18 protein-coding genes are annotated in these 19,300 nt (G+C 74.3%); 11 read left to right on the top strand and 7 right to left on the bottom strand.

Annotation, left to right across the window (positions count from 1 at the left end):
- The first annotated feature begins 347 nt into the window (after positions 1-347).
- The 4 genes from MKK64_RS15650 to MKK64_RS15635 all read left to right on the top strand — a co-directional run bounded on the left by MKK64_RS15650 (position 348) and on the right by MKK64_RS15635 (position 5,616).
- Positions 348-2,132, top strand: coding sequence for a pseudouridine synthase (locus tag MKK64_RS15650; protein ID WP_409567960.1), 1,785 nt, complete (start codon positions 348-350; stop codon positions 2,130-2,132).
- The gene (gene rsmD, locus MKK64_RS15645) at positions 2,129-2,686 is read left to right on the top strand and encodes a 16S rRNA (guanine(966)-N(2))-methyltransferase RsmD (RefSeq protein ID WP_243935816.1); all 558 of its coding nucleotides are present in this window, start codon (positions 2,129-2,131) and stop codon (positions 2,684-2,686) included. The genes MKK64_RS15650 and rsmD overlap by 4 nt, the downstream gene beginning before the upstream one ends.
- Positions 2,687-2,713: 27 nt before the next feature.
- Positions 2,714-3,676, top strand: coding sequence for an NAD(P)-dependent oxidoreductase (locus MKK64_RS15640; protein WP_243935815.1), 963 nt, complete (start codon positions 2,714-2,716; stop codon positions 3,674-3,676).
- Positions 3,677-3,906: 230 nt separating this feature from the next.
- Positions 3,907-5,616: an IlvD/Edd family dehydratase gene (locus MKK64_RS15635; protein WP_243935814.1), complete on the top strand. Its 1,710-nt coding sequence runs from the start codon at positions 3,907-3,909 to the stop codon at positions 5,614-5,616.
- A 15-nt stretch (positions 5,617-5,631) separates the two neighbouring features.
- Here the strand turns inward: MKK64_RS15635 and MKK64_RS28270 are convergent, their stop codons facing one another.
- A complete protein-coding gene (locus tag MKK64_RS28270; protein WP_243935813.1) occupies positions 5,632-7,008 on the bottom strand; it encodes an ATP-binding protein in 1,377 nt (458 codons plus the stop codon).
- A complete protein-coding gene (locus MKK64_RS15625; protein WP_147844073.1) occupies positions 7,005-7,724 on the bottom strand; it encodes a response regulator in 720 nt (239 codons plus the stop codon). Before MKK64_RS15625 ends, MKK64_RS28270 begins: the two co-directional genes overlap by 4 nt.
- A 212-nt stretch (positions 7,725-7,936) precedes the next feature.
- Here MKK64_RS15625 and MKK64_RS15620 point away from each other — a divergent pair, with 212 nt between their 5' ends.
- From MKK64_RS15620 to MKK64_RS15605, 4 genes are all read left to right on the top strand, one after another.
- A complete protein-coding gene (locus tag MKK64_RS15620; RefSeq protein WP_243935811.1) occupies positions 7,937-9,325 on the top strand; it encodes a DUF1800 family protein in 1,389 nt (462 codons plus the stop codon).
- A 4-nt stretch (positions 9,326-9,329) separates the two neighbouring features.
- A complete protein-coding gene (locus MKK64_RS15615; RefSeq protein ID WP_243935810.1) occupies positions 9,330-10,547 on the top strand; it encodes a DUF1501 domain-containing protein in 1,218 nt (405 codons plus the stop codon).
- Positions 10,548-10,626: 79 nt separating this feature from the next.
- Entirely contained in the window at positions 10,627-10,905 is a 279-nt protein-coding gene (locus tag MKK64_RS15610; RefSeq protein ID WP_243932851.1) for a GCG_CRPN prefix-to-repeats domain-containing protein, read from the top strand.
- A gap of 66 nt (positions 10,906-10,971) precedes the next feature.
- The gene (locus tag MKK64_RS15605; RefSeq protein WP_243935809.1) at positions 10,972-11,310 is read left to right on the top strand and encodes a GCG_CRPN prefix-to-repeats domain-containing protein; all 339 of its coding nucleotides are present in this window, start codon (positions 10,972-10,974) and stop codon (positions 11,308-11,310) included.
- A gap of 73 nt (positions 11,311-11,383) precedes the next feature.
- Here MKK64_RS15605 and chrA read toward each other — a convergent pair whose 3' ends face one another.
- Together chrA and MKK64_RS15595 are read right to left on the bottom strand one after the other, a co-directional pair.
- A complete protein-coding gene (gene chrA / locus MKK64_RS15600; RefSeq protein WP_409567959.1) occupies positions 11,384-12,796 on the bottom strand; it encodes a chromate efflux transporter in 1,413 nt (470 codons plus the stop codon).
- 49 nt (positions 12,797-12,845) lie between these two features.
- Positions 12,846-14,108, bottom strand: coding sequence for a hemolysin family protein (locus tag MKK64_RS15595; RefSeq protein ID WP_279593214.1), 1,263 nt, complete (start codon positions 14,106-14,108; stop codon positions 12,846-12,848).
- Positions 14,109-14,361: 253 nt separating this feature from the next.
- On the opposite strand from MKK64_RS15595, the gene MKK64_RS15590 reads away from it, so the two are divergent.
- The 3 genes from MKK64_RS15590 (at position 14,362) to MKK64_RS15580 (ending at position 16,512) form a co-directional block, all read left to right on the top strand.
- The gene (locus tag MKK64_RS15590) at positions 14,362-15,291 is read left to right on the top strand and encodes a ring-cleaving dioxygenase (protein WP_243935808.1); all 930 of its coding nucleotides are present in this window, start codon (positions 14,362-14,364) and stop codon (positions 15,289-15,291) included.
- Positions 15,292-15,357: 66 nt separating this feature from the next.
- Positions 15,358-15,984 (top strand): alpha/beta hydrolase, encoded by a 627-nt coding sequence (locus MKK64_RS15585; protein WP_243935807.1) that lies wholly within the window; start codon positions 15,358-15,360, stop codon positions 15,982-15,984.
- A gap of 153 nt (positions 15,985-16,137) precedes the next feature.
- Positions 16,138-16,512 carry a hypothetical protein gene (locus MKK64_RS15580; RefSeq protein WP_243935806.1) on the top strand — a complete coding sequence of 125 codons (375 nt, stop codon included), beginning with the start codon at positions 16,138-16,140 and terminating at the stop codon, positions 16,510-16,512.
- A 67-nt stretch (positions 16,513-16,579) separates the two neighbouring features.
- Here MKK64_RS15580 and MKK64_RS15575 read toward each other — a convergent pair whose 3' ends face one another.
- The 3 genes from MKK64_RS15575 to MKK64_RS15565 all read right to left on the bottom strand — a co-directional run bounded on the left by MKK64_RS15575 (position 16,580) and on the right by MKK64_RS15565 (position 19,041).
- Positions 16,580-17,656, bottom strand: coding sequence for a TAXI family TRAP transporter solute-binding subunit (locus tag MKK64_RS15575; protein WP_243935805.1), 1,077 nt, complete (start codon positions 17,654-17,656; stop codon positions 16,580-16,582).
- Between the two features lie 3 nt (positions 17,657-17,659).
- Positions 17,660-17,998, bottom strand: coding sequence for a hypothetical protein (locus MKK64_RS15570; RefSeq protein WP_243935804.1), 339 nt, complete (start codon positions 17,996-17,998; stop codon positions 17,660-17,662).
- Between the two features lie 371 nt (positions 17,999-18,369).
- A complete protein-coding gene (locus MKK64_RS15565; RefSeq protein WP_243935803.1) occupies positions 18,370-19,041 on the bottom strand; it encodes a sigma-70 family RNA polymerase sigma factor in 672 nt (223 codons plus the stop codon).
- Between the last annotated feature and the right edge of the window lie 259 nt (positions 19,042-19,300).

The following is a 19,300-nucleotide window of genomic DNA, read 5'->3' as shown; positions in this document are numbered from 1 at the left end:
CCGTCCGCGGTCCCGAGACGACGCAGGCGCCCGAGACCCCGGCGAACGCCGAGCCCGCACGCCGCGAGGCCGCCTCTCAGGACGAGCCTTCCCGTCCAAAGCCTTGGAGCCCGGCCACCGACGCCAACGTCCGATCCGCGGACGACGAGGCGCCGCGGGAGCGCGTGGCCCGCGACCGACCCAAGGACCGGCACGCCAACGAGCGCCCGGCCAAGGAGAAGGTTTCGAAGGAGCGCGGCGGCGACGCCCCCCTGCGCCGCCGTCCGGCCGCGGCAGCGTCGGCCCCCGTCGATGAGGCCGAGCTCGAGGATCTCGAGGCCGCCGCGCCGGAGGCCACGGCTTCCGAGATCGCGGCCCCCGAGACCGCGCCGGCGACGGCCGCCCCCGCTGCGCCCGAGACCTACGAGGGCGAGCGCATCGCCAAGGCGATCGCCCGCGCCGGCATCGCCTCTCGCCGCGACGTCGAGGCGATGATCGCGGAAGGCCGCATCACGCTGAACGGCCGCGTGCTCGACACGCCGGCGATCAACGTGACGGATTCCGACGCCATCACCGTTGACGGCGAGCCGCTGCCGACGCGCGAGCGCACCCGGCTCTGGATCTTCCACAAGCCGCGTGGCCTCGTCACCACGGCGCGCGACCCGGAAGGGCGCCAGACCGTGTTCGAGGTGATGCCCGAGGAGATGCCGCGCGTCGTCGCCATCGGCCGCCTCGACATCAACACCGAAGGCCTGCTGCTGCTGACCAACGACGGCGGCCTCGCCAAGGTGATCGCCCATCCCGATACCGGCTGGCTGCGCCGCTACCGCGTGCGTGCCTTCGGCGACATCACGCAGATGGAGCTCGACCAGCTGCGCAAGGGCGTGACCATCGACGGCATGGAATACGGCCCGGTCGAGGCGACCCTCGATCGCGCCAGCGGCGACAACGTTTGGCTGACGCTCGGCCTGCGCGAGGGCAAGAACCGCGAGGTTAAGCGCATCCTCGAGCATCTCGGCCTGTCGGTGAACCGGCTGATCCGGCTGTCGTTCGGGCCGTTCCAGCTCGGCGACCTCGAGGTCGGGCTGACCGAGGAGATCAAGACCAAGGTCCTGAAGGAGCAGCTCGGCAAGGGCCTCGCGAGCCAGGCCGGCGTCGACTTCGAGAGCCCGGTGCGCGAGCCGATCGCGCCCTTCGGCGGCCCGAAGAAGGAGGCCCAGGCCGAGCGCTCGCGCCGGGACGAGGCGCCCCGCGGCCGCGCGCCCTCCGGCGGGCGCCCGGTGCGCCCGGCCGCGCCGGCCCGCGTGCCCACCGGCGGCATGGGCGCCGGTCCGCGCCGGTCCGTCTGGCGCGCCGGCGAATCCGACAATCCGGAGGGCTTCCGGCCCTCTAAGGTGCCGCGCCGCGGCGCCGACCCGAAGGCCGAGCGGGCGGCGGCCGCCGAGAGCCGCGGGCGCGAGCGCGTCGGGGCGATCAACACCGGCGACCGGCGCGTCCTCGTCGAGCGGCTGTCGGCGAGCCCGGCGCCCGCCGAGGAGGCGCAGCCGCAGCGCCGCTACGCCCGCGACGAGAACGGCGCGAAGCCGCAGCGCCGGCGCGACGACCGCGACGCGGGCGCCCGCCCGGAGCGGCCCTACACCCCGCGCTTCAACGAGGGCGCGGATCGCGGGCCCCCGCGCAGCGATCGCGGCACGGGGTTCCGCGGGCAGGAGGCCGGCGAGCGCCCGCGCGGCGACCGCAATGAATCGCGCGGGTACCAGGGCGAGCGCCGGGACGGCGGCCGCGCCGAGGGCGCCCGCCCGGAGGGGCGCGGCTACCAGGGCAAGAAGCCGGCCGGGCAGCCGGGCGATCGACCCGGCGGCTTCGGCGGCAAGCCCGGCGGATTTGGTGCGAAGCCCGGCGGCTTCGGCGGAAAGCCGTCGGGCGGCTTCGGCGGCAAGCCCGGCGGCGAGCGCGAGACCGGCTACAAGGGCCGCGTCGAGGGCAGCTTCAAGCCGCGCGGCGAGGGCGGGCAGGGCCGACCCGGCGGCGGGGCCGGTCGTCCGGCGGGCGGCAAGCCCGGCGGGTTCGGGAGCAAGCCGTCCGGCGGGTTCGGTGCGAAGCCCGGCGGCCGGCCCGGCGGCGGCCGTCCGCCCGGCCGCGGCGGGCGGTGAGGATCGTCGGCGGGGATTGGCGCGGCCGGCGCCTCGCCACCCCGCGCTCCGACGCGATCCGCCCGACCTCGGACCGCCTGCGGGAGGCGTTGTTCAACGTTCTGGCCCACGCCTACGACGACGCGGTGCCGGGCGCCCGCATCCTCGACCTGTTCGCCGGCACCGGCGCGCTGAGCTTCGAGGCGCTGTCCCGCGGCGCGGCCTACGCGCTGCTGGTCGACGAGGGGGCGGAGGCGCGCGGCGTCATCCGCGAGAACATCGAGCAGTTCGGCGCCGAGGGGCGCACCCGCCTGTTCCGGCGGGACGCGACCAAGCTCGGCCCCTCGGGCACCACCGGTCGCTTCTCCCTGGTGTTCTGCGATCCGCCCTACGGCCGCGACCTGGCGCCCGCAGCGCTGACGGCGGCCGCGCAGGGCGGCTGGTTGACGCCCGACGCCCTGGTGGTGATCGAGGAATCCGCCGACGCGGTCGTCGCTCTGCCGGCGGGGTTCACGGACCTGGGACGGCGGACCTACGGCGACACGGCGGTCACGCTGGCGCGCTTCACGGGCTGAAATGCCTAAGGCGAGAAAGGCCGTTCCTTGACCCCCCTGCCCCTCGTCCTCCTCACCAACCCGATCCACCCCGACGCGGTCGCGATGCTGGCGCCCCATGCCGGCGTCGTCGTCGCCCCCGACACGGCGGCGTCCTCCCTGCGGGCGCTCGCCCCCGACGCCGCCGGGATGATCGTGCGCGCGCAGCTGCCCGACGACATCCTCGACCACGCGCCGAAGCTTCGCGGCATCGTCCGCCACGGCGTCGGGCTGGACTTCGTGCCGCTGGCGGCCGCCACCGCCCGCGGGATCCCGGTGGCGAACCTGCCCGGCAGCAACACCGGGGCGGTAGCCGAGTACGTCCTCTCCGCCCTCCTCGCCCTGCGGCGGCGGCTCGCCGACGTCGATGCCGGCCTGCGCCGGGACGGCTGGCTCGCGGCCAAGACCCGCGCCAACGACCTCGCCGAGATCGGCGGCACCACGCTCGGCATCCTCGGGATGGGCGAGATCGGCCGCCGCGTCGCGGGAATCGCCCGCCACGGCTTCGGCCTGCGCGTGCTCGGGGCGTCGCGGACCGCATCGGACCATGGCGGGCTCGTCGAGCCGGTGGACGTCGCGACGCTGTTCTCGGGCAGCGACGCGGTGGTGATCGCCTGCCCGCTCACCGACGCCACGCGCGGGCTGGTCGACGCCGCGCTGATCGGGCGGATGCGCCCGGGTGCGGTGCTGATCAACGTCGCCCGCGGGCCGATCGTCGTGACCGACGCGGTGGTGGCGGCGCTGAACGCCGGCCGGCTCGGCGGCGCGGCGCTCGACGTGTTCGAGCATCAGCCGCTGGCGCCCGACCATCCGCTCCACGCCTGCCCGAACCTGCTGCTGACGCCGCACGTCGCCGGAACCACCGCCACGAGCCTGCGCGCGATGGGCCTCGGGGCGGTGGAGGAGATGCTCAGGATCCTGTCCGGCGAGCGGCCGCGGAACCTCGTGAACCCGGCCGCGCTGGAACGCTGACGGCTGGCGGTGCGCGCGCGGAGGCGGGCGCACACGGCGCTTGGGAGCCGTGTCATCGCGCGGGTCCCTTCTCCCATGGGGAAGAAGGACAGGATGAGGGGCGTGAGCTTTCCGGAGAGGTCACGCCTCTCACTTCAACCCTCTCCCAAAGGGAGAGGGAGCCGGTCGGCCCCCGATCCGAAACCGAGCCGCCGAGTGTGTGAACCTGGATCGGAGCGAGGAACGGCACGATGAGCAAGGGTCTGCGAAAGGGTCTCACCAGCTACGGCGATGCCGGGTTCTCGCTGTTCCTGCGCAAGGCCTTCATCAAGGCGGCGGGCTATTCCGACGACGCCCTCGACCGGCCGATCGTCGGCATCACCAACACGGCCAGCGACTTCAATCCATGCCACGGCAACGTGCCGGCGCTGATCGAGGCGGCCAAGCGCGGTGTCATGCTCGCCGGCGCGATGCCGATGGTGTTCCCCACCATCTCGATCCACGAGAGCTTCGCGCACCCGACCTCGATGTTCCTGCGCAACCTGATGGCGATGGAGACCGAGGAGATGATCCGCGCCCAGCCGATGGACGCGGTGATCGTCATCGGCGGCTGCGACAAGACGCTTCCGGCTCAGATCATGGCCGCGGCCAGCGCCGACCTGCCGACGGTGGTGATCCCGACCGGGCCGATGGTGGTGGGCCACCACAAGGGCGAGGTTTTGGGCGCCTGCACCGATTGCCGCCGGCTCTGGAGCGCGCACCGCGCCGGCCAGCTCGACGAGGCCGAGATCGCCGCCGTCGAGGGCCGGCTCGCGCCCTCCGTCGGCACCTGCATGGTGATGGGCACGGCCAGCACCATGGCCTGCATCGCCGAGGCGCTCGGCCTTTCGCTGCCGATGTCGGCGACGATCCCCGCCCCGCACGCCGAGCGCATCCGCCTCGCCGAGGCGAGCGGCCGGCGCGCCGCCGAGATGGCGGCCTCGGGCGGTCCCCGCCCGAGCGAGCTCCTGACGCCCGACGCGTTCCGCAACGCGCAGGTGGTGCTCCAGGCGATCGGCGGCTCGACCAACGGGCTGATCCACCTCACCGCCATCGCCAACCGCACACCGCACGGAATCGACCTCGACGCCTTCGACCGGCTCGGCCGTGCGGTGCCGGTGCTGGTCGACCTGAAGCCGTCCGGCGACCACTACATGGAGCATTTCCACCATGCCGGCGGCGTCCCGAAGCTGATGGCGCAACTCGGGGACCTGATCGACCTCGACGCCGGGACGGTGGCCGGCGGGACGCTCCGCGACGTGGCCGCGGCGGCCGAGGACGTCCCGGGCCAGACGGTGATCCGGTCGCGGGACAACCCGATCAAGCCGCTGGGCGCGATGGCGGTGCTGCGCGGCAACCTCGCGCCGCGGGGCGCCGTGATCAAGCACAGCGCCGCGAGCCCGGCGCTGCTCCAGCACGAGGGCCGCGCGGTGGTGTTCGCCTCGATCCCCGACATGACCGCGCGGATCGACGACCCCGACCTCGACGTCGGCCCCGACGACGTGCTCGTCCTGCAGAACGCGGGCCCCAAGGGGGCGCCCGGCATGCCCGAGGCCGGCTACCTGCCGATCCCGAAGAAGATCCTCGCCGCCGGGGTGAAGGACATGGTCCGCATCTCCGATGCGCGGATGAGCGGCACCGCCTTCGGCACGATCGTGCTGCACGTCACCCCGGAATCGGCCGACGGCGGCCCGCTCGGGCTCGTCCGCACCGGCGACCGCATCCGCCTCGACACGGCGGCCCGTCGCATCGATCTCCTGGTGGACGACGCCGAGCTGGAGCGGCGCCGGTCCGAGGCGGGTCCGGCCGAGCGCCCGGCCTGGGCCGCCCGCGGCTACGCGCGCCTGCTCTACGAGACGGTCGAGCAGGCCGACGCGGGCTGCGACTTCGGTTTCATGCGCGCGGCGCCGGAGACCGGCTGAACGCCGCGACCGGCGTCAGCGTCCCGCCCCCGGCAGGACGACCTCCGCGCGCAGGCCCCCTTGCGGCAGGTTGTGCAGCCGGATCTCACCGCCATGCGCGCGGATCGCCGAGCGCGCGATGGCGAGCCCGAGGCCGGTGCCGCCGGTCTCGTCGCTGCGCGAATCGTCGAGCCGGGCGAAGGGTTCGAACATCGCCTCGACCCGGTCGGCAGGGATGCCCGGCCCGTCGTCCTCGACCCGGATGCGCACGTCCGCGCCGTCGCGATCGAGCGCGAGGCGCGCGCGTCGCCCGTAGCGGACCGCATTCTCGACGAGGTTGTCGAGCGCCCGCCTCAGGGCGTCGGGCCGGCCGGCGAAGGGAAGGGCTTCTGGGGCCGACAGGGTGACGTCGCGGCCGAGCGCGGCGTGGTCCGAGGCCAGCGTGCGGGCGAGCTCGGCGAGGTCGAGGGGGCCGCTCGCCTGCGAGGCGGCGTCGTCGCGGGCGAAGGACAGCGTCGCCTCCACCATCCGCTTCATGTCGCCCAGCGTCCGCACCATGCCGGCGCGGAGGTCCTCGTCCTCCACCATCTCCGCGCGCAGCCACAGCGAGGCGATCGGCGTGCGCAGGTCGTGGCTGACGGCGGCGAGCATCCGGGTGCGATCGTCGACGTAGGCCCGGAGCCGTGCCTGCATCCGGTTGAAGGCGATCGTCATCGTCCGCAGTTCCGCGGGGCCCGATTCCGGCAACGGCGCGACCATCGTGCCGCGCCCGGCCTCCTCGGCGGCCTGCGCCAGGGCTGTCACCGGCCCGACCACCCCGCGCAGCCCGAGACCGACCACGGCGAGCACGGCGACGACGCTGGCGGCGATCTGGAACAGGCCGATGCGCATCCAGGGCGGCGTCGGCAGCGCGACTGGCGCCTCGCCGTTGAGCCAGCGCCCGTCGGCGAGGTGCACCGAGACCTGGAGTGCCTCCGGCTTGGCCCAGCGCCCCTCGGCCGGCGGGTCGTCGGCGACGTCGGCGACGTCGCGCCTGACCGAGTCGCGCTTGACCAGGAGCAGGCGCGCCTCGGTCGCATCCGCCTGCAGGCGGCGGTCGAGGCCGTGCGCCAGCCGGGCCTCGTCGGCGTCCATCGCCCCGTCGGGGACGAGGCTCGCCGGGCCGATCGAGAAGTGGTGCCTGGGCGAGTTGAAGGCCGCGATGGTGCCTGGGACCGCGTCCGCCGGCACCGTGTCGAGCAGGCGGACGAGGATGGCGATGCGGTCGATCACTTGGGTGCGGCCGGCGGCGCGCCCGACGCGGGTCGCCTCGCTCGCGAACATCGCGAAGGCCGCGGCCTGCGCGGCCACCACCGCCAGCACCAGGAGCAGCGCCAGCCGCCAGACGAGCGAGCGCGGCACGAGGCGACTCACCGGACCTCCCGCACGTCGGTGGCGAAGACGTAGCCGCCGCCCCACACCGTCTTGAGCAGCTCGGGATGGGCGGGATCGCGCTCGAGCTTGCGCCGAAGCCGGCTGACCTGGTTGTCGATGCTGCGGTCGAAGGCCTGGGCGGTGCGGCCGCTCGTCAGGTCGAGGAGCTGGTCGCGCGACAGCACCACCCGCGGGCGCCGCACCAGCGCGGCGAGCAGGCGGAACTCCGCGGTGCTGAGCACGACCGCCTCACCCGCCCCGTCGACGAGCTCGCGCCGGTCGCTATCCAGGATCCAGCGGTCGAAGGCGAGGCGCCGCGCGCCGGGTTCGGCGCGCTCGCGCGGCAGGGCGGCGGCCCGGCGCAGCAGGTTCTTCACCCGGGCGAGCAGCTCCCGCGGGTCGAACGGCTTGGTCACGTAGTCATCCGCGCCGATCTCCAGCCCGACGATGCGGTCGGTCTGCTCGGCCATCGCCGTCAGCAGGATCACCGGCGTGTCGTGCACCTCGCGGATGTGGCGACAGAGCGAGAGCCCGTCCTCGCCGGGCATCATCACGTCGAGGACGACGAGGTCGATGGCGCTGGTGCCGAGGATCGCCCGCGCCGCCGCGGCGTCGGCCGCCACGCTCACCCGCAGGTCGTGCCGGCGCAGGTAGGCGGCCAGCGGATCGCGGATGTCGCGGTGGTCGTCGACGACCAGCAGGTGGGCAGCGTCCATGTCGTCGAGCCTTCGTCGTCGGGCCTTCCGCCGGCCGATCCTAGCGGCCGGGCCGGCCGGACCGCGCGGAAACAACGTCGCAAGATGTAACCGCCCGCCGGGCCTGCGACAGCTCGGCAAGAAAGTCTTCGAACCTGGGATCGTTGCGCGACAGGCGTGCGCGAAGGTCCGATCCAGGCCGCCGGTTCGGCGCGCCGCGAGGGATCGAAGCGATGACCACGGATGCGGTCCTTGCACTCAACAGGTTCGGGATCGGCGCACGGCCGGGCGAGACCGCCCGCATCGCCGGCGATCCCCGCGGATGGCTCGCCGCGCAGCTGTCCCAGCCCGCGGCGGCCCTGATCGACGATCCCGCGCTCCTGCCGTCCGATGCGGCGGCTCGCAGCCTCGCGCAGGCCCGGAACGCCAAGCGGGACCGGGCGGCGGCCGAACCCGCTTCGATGCCGGCTGCGCCCCCCCAGCCCGCGCCTCCGCCGTCCGCCGACCCCGGGCAGGTCCGGCGAACCATCGAGCGCGCCGAGGTCGAGGCCCGGCTCGCGCACGGCGCGGCGACGGAGGCCGGCTTCGTCGAGCGGCTGGCGCTTTTCTTCGCCAACCACTTCGCGGTCTCGAGCGACAAGGGGCCGGTCCGCGTGCTGGCCGGCGCCTTCGAGCGCGAGGCGATCCGACCGCACGTGCTCGGGCGCTTCGCCGACATGCTCCGGGCGGTGCAGCGCCACCCGGCGATGCTGGTCTACCTCGACAATCAGCGCTCCGTCGGCCCCAGCTCGCCGGCCGGGGCACGGCGCGGCCTCGGCCTCAACGAGAACCTCGCCCGCGAGACGCTGGAGCTGCACACGCTCGGCGTCGACGGCGGCTACGGCCAGGCCGACGTCACGGCGCTGGCCGGGGTTCTCACCGGCCGGGGCTGGGTGCCGCCGCGGGCCGACCGGCCGGATGCCGGGCGCTTCCTGTTCGCCGCGAGCCGGCACGAGCCCGGCCCGGCGACGATCCTCGGCCGGACCTACGAACCGGGCGGCCTGGAGCAGGGCGACGCGGTGCTGGACGCGCTCGCGCGCCATCCGGCGACGGCCCGCCATCTCGCCCGCAAGCTCGCGACCCACTTCATCGCCGACGATCCGCCCGAGAGCGCGGTGGCGCGGCTCGCCGCCGCCTATCGCGACGGCGACGGCGATCTCGCCGCGATGGCCGCCGCGCTGGTCGCGACGCCGGAGGCGTGGGAGCCGGCGCCGCGCAAGTTCAAGACGCCCTACGAGTTCGTGCTGAGCGCGCTCCGGCTCGTCCCCGGTGCCGACCGACGCGACGGCCGCGTGCCGCGGGCGCTCGCCGCCTTCGGGCAGCGCACCTTCGCGCCGCCGAGCCCCCGCGGCTGGCCGGACGCCGCCGCCGAATGGCTCGCGCCGCACGCCTTCAAGGCCCGGATCGATTGGGCCGCCGAAGCCTGCGAGCGGGCGCCGCCCGCCGGCAACCCGGTCGCGCTCGCCGAGGACGCGTTCGGTCCGCTGCTCTCCGCGCCGACCCGGCGCGAGATCGCCCGGGCCGAGACCGGGGCGCAGGGCCTCGCCCTGCTCCTGATGAGCCCGGAATTCCAGCGGAGATAGCGCGATGCGGCTCAACCCACCGACCTGCGGCAGCCTGCCGACCCGTCGCGGCCTGCTCGCCGCCGGCTCGACGCTCGCGGCCGCCGGCCTGATGCCGCGGATCGCTTCGGCCGCGACCCGCGACCCGCGCTTCGTCTTCGTGATCCTGCGCGGCGCGCTCGACGGTCTCGCCTTCCTCCCGGCGATCGGCGATCCGGCCTATGCCGCCTTGCGCGGCCCGCTGGCGCTGCCGGCGTCGGGCGCCGGCGCGGCGCTGCCGCTCGGCGGCCTGTTCGCCCTCAACCCGAACCTGCCGTTCCTCAAGGGGCTGTTCGATGCCCGCGAGGCCTTGATGCTGCACGCGGTGGCGACGCCCTATCGCGAGCGTTCGCATTTCGACGGGCAGGACGTCCTGGAGAACGGCACCCCGAGCCCGAACGGCAGCGGGACCGGCTGGCTCAATCGCGCGGCCGCCCTGCTGCCGTCCGCCGGCCCGGCCCGCGGACGCGACCTCTTCGCCTGCGGCGCGACGGTGCCCCTGGTGATGCGCGGGCCCGCCCCGGTGATGAGCTGGTCGCCCGGCAACCTGCGCGCGCCGCTCGACGACACGGTGATGCGGCTGGAGCGTCTCTACGGCGAGCGCGATCCGGCCCTGCTGGCGGCGCTGACCGAAAGCAACCGTCTCGACGCGATGCTGCCGGAGGGGGGGCAAGCGGTCGGCGGTCCCGGCCGCATCTACGCCACCCTGGCCGCGGCGGCGGGGCGGATGCTCGCCCGCCCCGACGGGCCTCGGATCGCGACCCTGGCGCTCGACGGCTGGGACACCCATGCCGCGGAGGGGCCGGCCTCGGGCCGCCTCGCCCACCTCCTCAAGGCGCTCGACGACGCGCTGGCGGCGCTGAAGGCGGAGCTCGGCCCCGCCTGGGGCGACACCGTGGTCGCGGTCGCCACCGAGTTCGGCCGCACCGCGCACGCCAACGGCACCGACGGGACCGACCACGGCACCGCGGCGGCCGCCTTCCTCGCCGGCGGCGCGGTGGCCGGCGGGCGGGTCGTCGCCGACTGGCCGGGCCTCGCACCCGCGGCCCTGCTCGAGGGCCGCGACCTGCGCCCGACCACGGACCTGCGCGCCGTGCTGAAGGGCGTCCTGCGCGACCATCTCGGCCTCCCCGACCGGGCGCTGGCCGACACCGTCTTCCCGGGCAGCGGAGGCGTCGCGCCGATGCGCGACCTCCTCGCCTGATCCCCCGTTTCCGGGGTTCGAACCCGGAAGATCCCGGTGCGGCCGGACGGGCCGCGCCTTCCATGTCCAGGAGACTCGAATGGTGAGACGACGTCTCGGCGCCTGCATCCTCGCCGGCAGCTTGGCCGGCACCCTCGCCGCGGCCGCCCCGGCCTCGGCGCTTCCCCTCGCCGGGCTCGCCGGCCCGGACGCGACCATCGTCCAGGTCTACGGCGGCTGCGGCCCGTTCGGCCATCGCGGACCCTACGGCGGCTGCCGACCCGGCGGGCAGGCCGGCGGCTACGTCCGCGGCCGCTCGTGCCCGCCGGGCTTCCACATCGGCCCGGCCGGCCGACGCTGCCGGCCGAACCGCTTCTGACGACCCGTCACGAACGACCGATGCCGGCGGCGTGCCGCCGGCCCTCACCCGTCACAGGAGAATCCCATGAAGGTATCGTTCATCACCACCCCGGTCGCGGCGGGGATCGTCGCCCTCGGCCTCGTCGGCGCGAGCGCCGGCGCCGCCGAGGCCCGCGACGGCTGCGGCCCCGGATTCCACCGCGGGTTCTACGGCTATTGCCGCCCGAACTTCGGCTACCGGCCGTTCGTCTACCGTCGCTTCGTGCATCGCCCCGCCTTCTACGGCTACCGGCGCTTCGCCTACGGCCCGCGCTGGCATCGCTGGGGCGGCCACCGTCACGTCGGCTGGGGCGGCTGGCACCGCGGATGGGGCGGCCATCGCGGATGGGGCGGCCACCACGGCGGCTGGCATCATCGCTGGTGATCGCCGGCGCACGTGAACCTGAGCCGCGTCGCCGCCTTCGCAGCGGCGCGGTTCCCGACGACGCGCGCGCAGCCTATCCGACCAGGCCGGCGAGGTGCAGGAGGATGCCGGCCGCCGCGCAGGCCGCCAGCGTCGGGATCACGCCGGCCTTGAGCCGGAACACGGCGACGAGCGCCGCGACGGCGAGGACGAGCGCCCACGGATTCAGGCTCGCGAGCACCGGAAGCTCGAGGCGGATCGGCCCGAGGGCGACGGGTTCGAGGCGGGCGAACAGCGTGTGCAGCGCGAACCAGACCGCGAGGTTCAGGATCACCCCGACCACCGCCGCCGTGATTGCCGAGAGCGCGCCGGCCAGCGCCCGGTCGCCGCGCAGGCGCTCGACGTAGGGCGCGCCGACGAAGATCCAGAGGAAGCACGGCGCGAAGGTGACCCAGGTGGTGAGCAGGCCCCCGAGCGTGCCGGCGAGCAGCGGCGGCAGGCTGCCCGGATTGCGGAACGCGGCGAGGAAGCCGACGAACTGCGTGACCATGATCAGCGGCCCCGGCGTCGTCTCGGCCATGCCGAGCCCGTCGAGCATCTCGCCCGGCCGGAGCCAGCCGAACTGCCCGACCGCCTGCTGGGCGACGTAGGCCAGCACCGCGTAGGCGCCGCCGAAGGTCACCATCGCCATCTTCGAGAAGAACAGGGCGATCTGCCCGAACACGTTGTCGGGCCCGAGGATGGCGACGATCGCCGCGACCGGCGTCAGCCAGAGCGCGGCCCAGACAACCGCCGTCAGGAGCGTGCGCGCGGGGGCGTCCCGCTCCTGCGGCAGCGCCGCGTCGCCGATGAGGTACGGTCCGGCATCCGTCCTGCCGGCCGCTCCGTGGCCGCCGCCGACCCGGAACTGCGGCAGGCCGGCCCGGCCCCCGAGATAGCCGGCGAGGCCCGCGGCCAGGACGATCAGCGGGAACGGCAGGTCGAACAGGAACAGCGCGACGAACGAGGCCGCCGCCAGCGCGACCATCGGTGCGCTCCTCAGGGCGCGCCGGCCGATGCGGAGCACCGCCTCGGCGACGATGGCCAGCACCGCCGCCTTCAACCCGAAGAACAGGCCGGCGACGACGCCGACGTTGCCCGACAGCGCGTAGACCCAGCTCAGCGCCATGATCGCGACGAGGCCCGGCAGCACGAACAGGCCGCCCGCGACCAGCCCGCCGCGCGTGCCGTGCATCAGCCAGCCGATATAGGTCGCGAGCTGCTGCGCCTCCGGCCCCGGAAGCAGCGTGCAGAAGTTCAGCGCGTGCAGGAAGCGGTCCTCGGAGATCCAGCGCCGCTCCTCGACCAGGATGCGATGCATCACCGCGATCTGCCCGGCCGGGCCGCCGAAGGAGAGCGCGGCGATGCGGCCCCAGACGGGGACGGCCTCGGCGAGGCCGACCGCCGGCGGGGACGTGCGGGGCGGCGCGGCGCGGCCGGGCATCGGGATCTCGGGGCCGTCGGCCATGTCGGGGTTCGCCTCCCACCCCGCCGCCTCGGCCGGGGCGTCCGGTGTGCTACGCGGTGGCGCGGGAGGCCAGCACCTTGTCGATCCGGCGCCCGTCCATGTCGATGACCTCGAAGCGCCAGCCGCCGGCCTCGAAGGCGTCGCCCGCCGCGGGGATGCGGCCGAGCTGGTAGATCACGTAGCCGGCCAGCGTCGTGAAGTCGTCGGAATCCGGCGGCTCGGCGAGCCCGAGCCGCTCGAACGCCTGGCGGGCCGGGATCATCCCGTCGATCAGGAGCGAGCCGTCGGCCCGCTCGACCACGTCGGGCTCCTCGCCGGGCTCGGGGATGTCGCCGGCGATCGCCTCCAGCAGGTCCGTCTGGGTGACGATGCCCTCCAGGGTGCCGTACTCGTCCACGACCACGGCCATGCGCATCGGCTGGCTCTGAAAGGTCTCCAGCACCGCCAGGATCGTCATGCTCTCGTGGACGACGATCGGCGCCTGCGTCGCGGAGGCGATGTCGATCGCCCGCCCGTCGAGCACCTGATCGAGCAGGTCCTGCTTGCGGACCACGCCGACGAGCTCGTCGACCTGGCCCCGGCTGACCACGACCTGGGCGTGCCCGCAGGCGCGCATGGCCTTGAGGATCGCCTCCTGCTCCGCGTCGGCGTCGACCCACTCGACCTCGTGGCGCGGGGTCATGATGTCGCTGACCCGGCGCTCGCCGATGGCGAAGATCCGCTCCACCGCCTCCTGCTGGACCTCGCGGATCAGGCCGGCCTCCTGGCTCGCCTGGATCAGCAGGTTGAGCTCGGCAGTCGAGTGCAGCGAGCCCTCGCCGTGGCCCGGCTGGAGGCCGAACAGCCGCAGCACGCCGTTGCCGAGCCCGTTGAGGAACAGGATCGCCGGCCGGAACACGAACAGGAACAGGGCCAGGGGGCGGACCACCGCGAGCGCGGTGCGCTCGCTGCGCTGGAGGGCGAGGCTCTTGGGCGCGAGCTCGCCGAGCACGATGTGCAGCGACGTGATCAGGGCGAAGGCGATCGCCACCGCGATGGAGTGGGCGGCCACCGGCCCGAGCGACAGCGGCAGCCCGTCGACCGCCGGCGCGATCAGGTGGGCGAGCGCCGGCTCGCCGACCCAGCCGAGCGCCAGCGACGACAGGGTGATGCCGAGCTGCGTCGCGGCGAGATGCGCATCGAGGCGGTCGGTCGCCCGCTGCAGAGCCGTCGCGTTCGCGCGCCGCTCGGAGACGAGCTCGGCGACGCGGCTCCGGCGTACCGAGACCAGGGCGAACTCCGCCGCCACGAAGAACCCGTTGGCCAGCACCAGGACGAGGACCGCGAGCAGCCCCGGCGCGGTCGCCCATGCATCGTCGGAAATTCGCCGTCTCCCCGCGTGTCGAACGCCCCGCCATAGCAGCCGGAGCGTCGCCCGGCCACGCCGAAGGTCGCCGAAGGCGGGCGGACCGTTCGATGTGACATCAGAAACGATGCGTTTCCATCGTTTCGATTTCAATCGGTCGGGGCAATCCTCAAGTGAGGTCCATCACCAGCGCCCAGGGGCGCCAGGCAGGAGAAGCCTCATGTCCGAGATCGGCCTCCACCACGTCACCGCCTTTTCCGGCCCGGCGGCACGCAACCGCGACTTCTACACCCGCGTGCTCGGGTTGCGGCTCGTCAAGACGACCGTCAACTTCGACGACCCGGGCACCTACCATCTCTATTACGGCGACGAGGCCGGGCAGCCCGGCACGCTGCTGACCTTCTTCCCGATCGCGCATGCGGCTGCCGGCCGCGTCGGGGTCGGCGAGGCGCAGGAGACCGCCTTCCGGGTGCCGCGGGCCTCGATCGGCTGGTGGATCCACCGCTTCGTCGCGATGAATGTCGACCACCAGGCGCCGTCGAGCGCGTTCGGCGAGCCGATCCTGCGCTTCCGCGATCCCGACGGGATGCGGCTGGCCCTGGTGGGCGTCGAGGAGGCCGGCCCGGCGCCGACCCGGGACGGCGGCGACGTGCCGGCCGAGCACGCGTTGCGCGGCCTTCACGGCGTCACGCTGCGCCTGGCCGAGACCGGCCCGACCGCCGCGATCCTCACCGACGGCCTCGGGTTCCGCGAGGCCGCACGCGACGGCGCATCGATCCGCTACGCCGGCAGCGCGGCGGCCGGCGGGTTCGTGACGCTCGCCACGGCGGCCGATCGTTCGAGCGGGCGGCCGGGGGCCGGATCGGTGCACCACATCGCCTTCCGGGCGGCCGACGACGCGGCCCAGGCGGCGACGGTGGACCGGCTCTCGATCCACCACCGCCTCGCCGTGACGGAGCAGCGCGACCGCCAGTACTTCCGCTCGGTGTATTTCCGCGAGCCCGGCGGCGTGCTGTTCGAGATCGCGACCGACGTGCCGGGCTTCACCGTCGACGAGCCGCTCGCCACCCTGGGCAGCGCCTTGAAGCTGCCCGCCGGCCTCGAGCCGCACCGGGCGCGGATCGCGGCCGCGCTGCCCGACCTCGCCTGATCCGTCGTCCCGCCCCGCGCGAATGCGGGGCGGGATCGTCCTGCCCCACGCTTTGGGAGCCCGAACATGCCCAACCCCGATCTCGGCTTCGTCCACCGCTTCGAGCCGGGCCGCGCCCCCGTCCGGCCCCTCCTCCTCCTGCACGGCACCGGCGGCGACGAGACCGACCTGCTGCCCCTCGGTCGCATCGTCGCTCCCGGCGCGGCCCTGCTGTCGCCGCGCGGGCCGGTCCTCGAGAACGGCATGCCGCGCTTCTTCCGCCGGCTGTCCGAGGGCGTGTTCGATGCTGCGGACGTGCGGCGCCGGGCGGCCGACCTCGCCGGGTTCGTCGCCGCGGCGCGAGCGCGCTACGGGCTTCCGGCGCCGTTGGCGCTCGGCTTCTCGAACGGCGCCAACATCGCCGCCGCGATGCTGCTGCTGCACCCCGAGGCGCTGGCGGGCGCCGTGCTGCTCCGGGCGATGATGCCGCTGTCCGACCCCGCGCCGGCGGACCTCTCGGGCCGGTCGGTGCTGATGCTCTCGGGCGCGGCCGACCCGATCGTCCCGGGCGACAACGCGGCAGGGCTGGCCGCGCTGCTCGCCGCGGCCGGCGCCCGCGTCGAGCACGCGGTCCTCCCGGGCGGTCACGGCCTGTCGCAGGCCGACGTCACCCGGATCGAGGCCTGGATGACGCGCGAGGCGCCCCTGCCCTGACGCTCGGGCCGGGCGCGTTGCGCCCGCCCAGGGCTATCCCGTCGTCAGGCTCCGCCTCGGGGCGGCGCCTGCATGACGGCGCGTCGGGGTGTAGGGAGGGAACGCGCGCGCGCTGAAACCGTCGGTGCAGCGTACAAGGATCGGAACAACCCCATGGACGCCGAGCTCGCCTCCAGCCTGCGACGGGCCACCGCCGCCGCCCGGCGCCACGCCGAGAAGTTCGTCGGCTCTGCCGGCGCGGACGCCCTCCCGTGGTCGGTGGTCGATGCCTTCGATGCCGAGATCCGCGGCTCGGTCGAGCGCGACCGGCGGATCGAGGACGAGCGCGACCGCGTGCTGATCGCCGCGGTGAAGCTCGCCGACACCCGGCCGGAGGACGGGGCCGAGGCGATCGAGGCGGCCCGCGATCACCTGGTGGCGGCGATCGACTACCTGGAGCAGGCGGTGCTGCGGTTCGGCGTCGTCAACCGCGCCGGCGCGAAGCGCGGCTTCGGCTCGGCCGGCCAGCCGGTGACCGCGAGGACGTGACGTCGCCGCCGAAGCCGGGGTCGCGCCGACAATCCTTTCGGGCATCCTCGGCAGGCGCGAAGCGCCGTCAGCCCTCGCCGCCGCCCGCAAGGTGAAGCCTCGGCCTGAAGGGCGGCTTGCTGCCGGGGGCGTCGCCTCCGGACACCGCGTTGCGGGCATCGGCCACGGTCGCCTTGGCGGTCTCGATGGCGATGCCGACGGCGGCCATGGTCCGCATCTCCGGCGCGCGCTCGCGGGCGTAGCGGACCACGTCCGTCGCGAGCCGGTCGATCTCCCTGTTCAGGGCCTCGATGGCGGCCGGGTCGCGCAGGGTCGGGGCCTCGTCGATGATCGCCAGCAGCCGATCCGTCACCTCGTCGATCCGTTCGCGGCGCAGGCCGGCCAACCGCTGGCGGAGCCAGGCCACGGCCGAGAACAGGCCGCCGGCCAGGGCCGCCAGCAGGTAGAGGGTGTCGCCGTAGCGGTCGACGAAGCTGTGCTGCTCGCGCTCGTAATAGTCGATCGCGCCGGGATGGATCGGGATTCGCGCGCTCGTGGCCGCGACCGTCGTGTCGTAGGCCGGCGCCAGCACGTACTCGGCCGCGTCGCTGGTTTTGGCGGCGGCGGTGCGCAGCTCGAACAGGTGCTGGGTCACGTCGGCCGCGACCACCCGGCTCAGGGAGGCTCGGGCCATCAGCCGGTACGAGGCGCCGACCGTCTTGACGTCGTCGCCCGGCAGCTTGGGCTTGCCGCCGAACAATCCCCCGGGGACCGTGACGGCCTGCAGGCGCGGGAAGCGCTCGATGAGGGCGGCGTCGTCGGGCACGCCGACGAAGTTGACCTTGCCGCCCTTGCTGACGGCCTTCACCGCCTCGACGAGGGCCAAGGCCTTCGGCGCCGACGGGGCGATGATGCTGACGATCGCGTCGACCTTCCTGGCCTGGACGGCCGTGCCGACCTCGGTCGCCTCGACCGGGACGAGCAGGACGGAATGGGCCGGGACCTTCGCCCCGGCGACCTCGGTCTCCAGGGTGAGGCCGTAATAGCCGAGGAGGCTCTTCAGCAGGGAGAAGTCGGCGTCCTTGTGCGCGGCGATGCCGAGGCGCCTGCCGCCGAGCTTGGGGAAGTCGTCGATCCCGGCCGCCTCCGGCGAGACGATGATCATGGCTTAGTCCCGTAGGATCGCGAGGGTCAGGCCGTTGGTCGGCAGGTCGACGTCGGGCCGGACCACCGCAAGGTCGGCGCGCCCGTCCTGGAGCGCCGCAGCGCTCTCGCGGACGTCGTCGAACGGGAGGATCTTGAGGCGGACGTTCTCGCCGCCGGCGTCGAGGGCGTCGGCATAGGCCTTGATCAGTCCGGGCTCGGTGCCGTCCCGCGGGGCGACCGCGATGACCAGCGTCGTCGCCTGGGCGAGGTAGATCGCGAGCGCGGCGGCCGCGAGGAGGACGGCGATGGCCGCCACGGCGAGCGTGCCGCGCGTGAGCAGCCATGGCGGAGCCTTCGGCATCGTCGCGATCGATCCACGGGAAACGGAGAATGCCCTGATCGCCTGAACGACCGGGGGCGGCATCGGCTCCGCCGCGGAACGGACGATGTGGTCAGATCGAGAAAACGTGAAGCGGCGTCGGGGCTCGCAGCGGATCCGCGAGCTTCCGACGGTCACGATGCCTGTTTGCCGGGGGACCTGACGGATCGCGCGCCGTGCCGAACCCGAACGCGGCGCCTCCGTAGACGAGGGCGACCGCTTTCAGAAGGCATCTCGCAACGCGGGCGCACTTTGCGCGAGGTCGCCGTCGACGCCCGCCCGGACCTGCGCGAAGGCGGCTGTCGGATCGAACGGGGCCGTCGGCTCGCGCGCTTCCTCGACCCCCGCATCCCTCACGCGATGCCCAGAATCTGCGAAAGGCGCTCGCGCGCCCGGCTGACCCGGCTCTTCACCGTGCCCGGCTGGCACCCGAGGACGAGGGCCGCTTCCTCGTAGGGCAGGCCCTCCAGCACCACGAGGAGCAGGGTCTCGCGCTGGTCGACGGGGAGCTCGGCCAGGGCGGTCTGCAGCTCGATCAGCCCGATCCGATGCTCCTGCTCGGCCGGCGACGTCAGCGCCGCGGCGAAGGCACCGTCGACGTCGCGGACCTCGCGCCGGTAGCGCTTGCCCTGGTTGATGTGCGCATTGCACAGGATCGTGAACAGCCAGGCGACGAGGTTCGTGCCGGCCTGGAAGCGGGAGCGGTGCTCCCACGCCTTCAGCAGCGTCGCCTGGACCAGGTCGTCGGCCTCGGCCGCGCTCCGGGTGCGCATCATCGCGAAGCGGCGCAGGCGCGGCACCGCCGCGATCAGGCTGTCGCTGAACGCCTTCGAGACCTGCCGTTCCGCCTGGGCGTCCAGCAGGGCGGCCCTGAGCCGAAGCAGGACCTGGCCGAGCCTCGTCTCGGGGTCGGCGTCGGCGACCGCTGGGAAGAGCTCGTCCAGTCGCCGGCCGATCATGTCCTGGACATGACGGGGCAACCCCTCGTTCGGCGAGAGTTCTTCGGACGCAGTACTGATGTGCATGAGGAGGGGGCGTCCTTTGTTCGTAGAGGAAGTCGCTTTGCCTGCCCCTCTACGGTCCGGCTCGTGCCCCGGGTTCTGGATGATCGATCACGTTCACGTCAATGATCCGGCTATACCAGTTCACGCCGAGCCCGGCCGCGGAACCCCGGCATCGCGACGTCGTCCCGGGCATCGCTCGGACCGCGGGCGACGCCGACGCCGATGCCCCTGGCGCGCGCGTTCGCCGGGACAGCCGAGCGCCGACGACGGCGCCCACGGG

Source organism: Methylobacterium sp. E-025 (assembly GCF_022829705.1).
Classification (GTDB): domain Bacteria; phylum Pseudomonadota; class Alphaproteobacteria; order Rhizobiales; family Beijerinckiaceae; genus Methylobacterium.
Note: the sequence above shows the minus strand (reverse complement) of the source record. Positions and strands in the feature narration are given on the sequence as shown.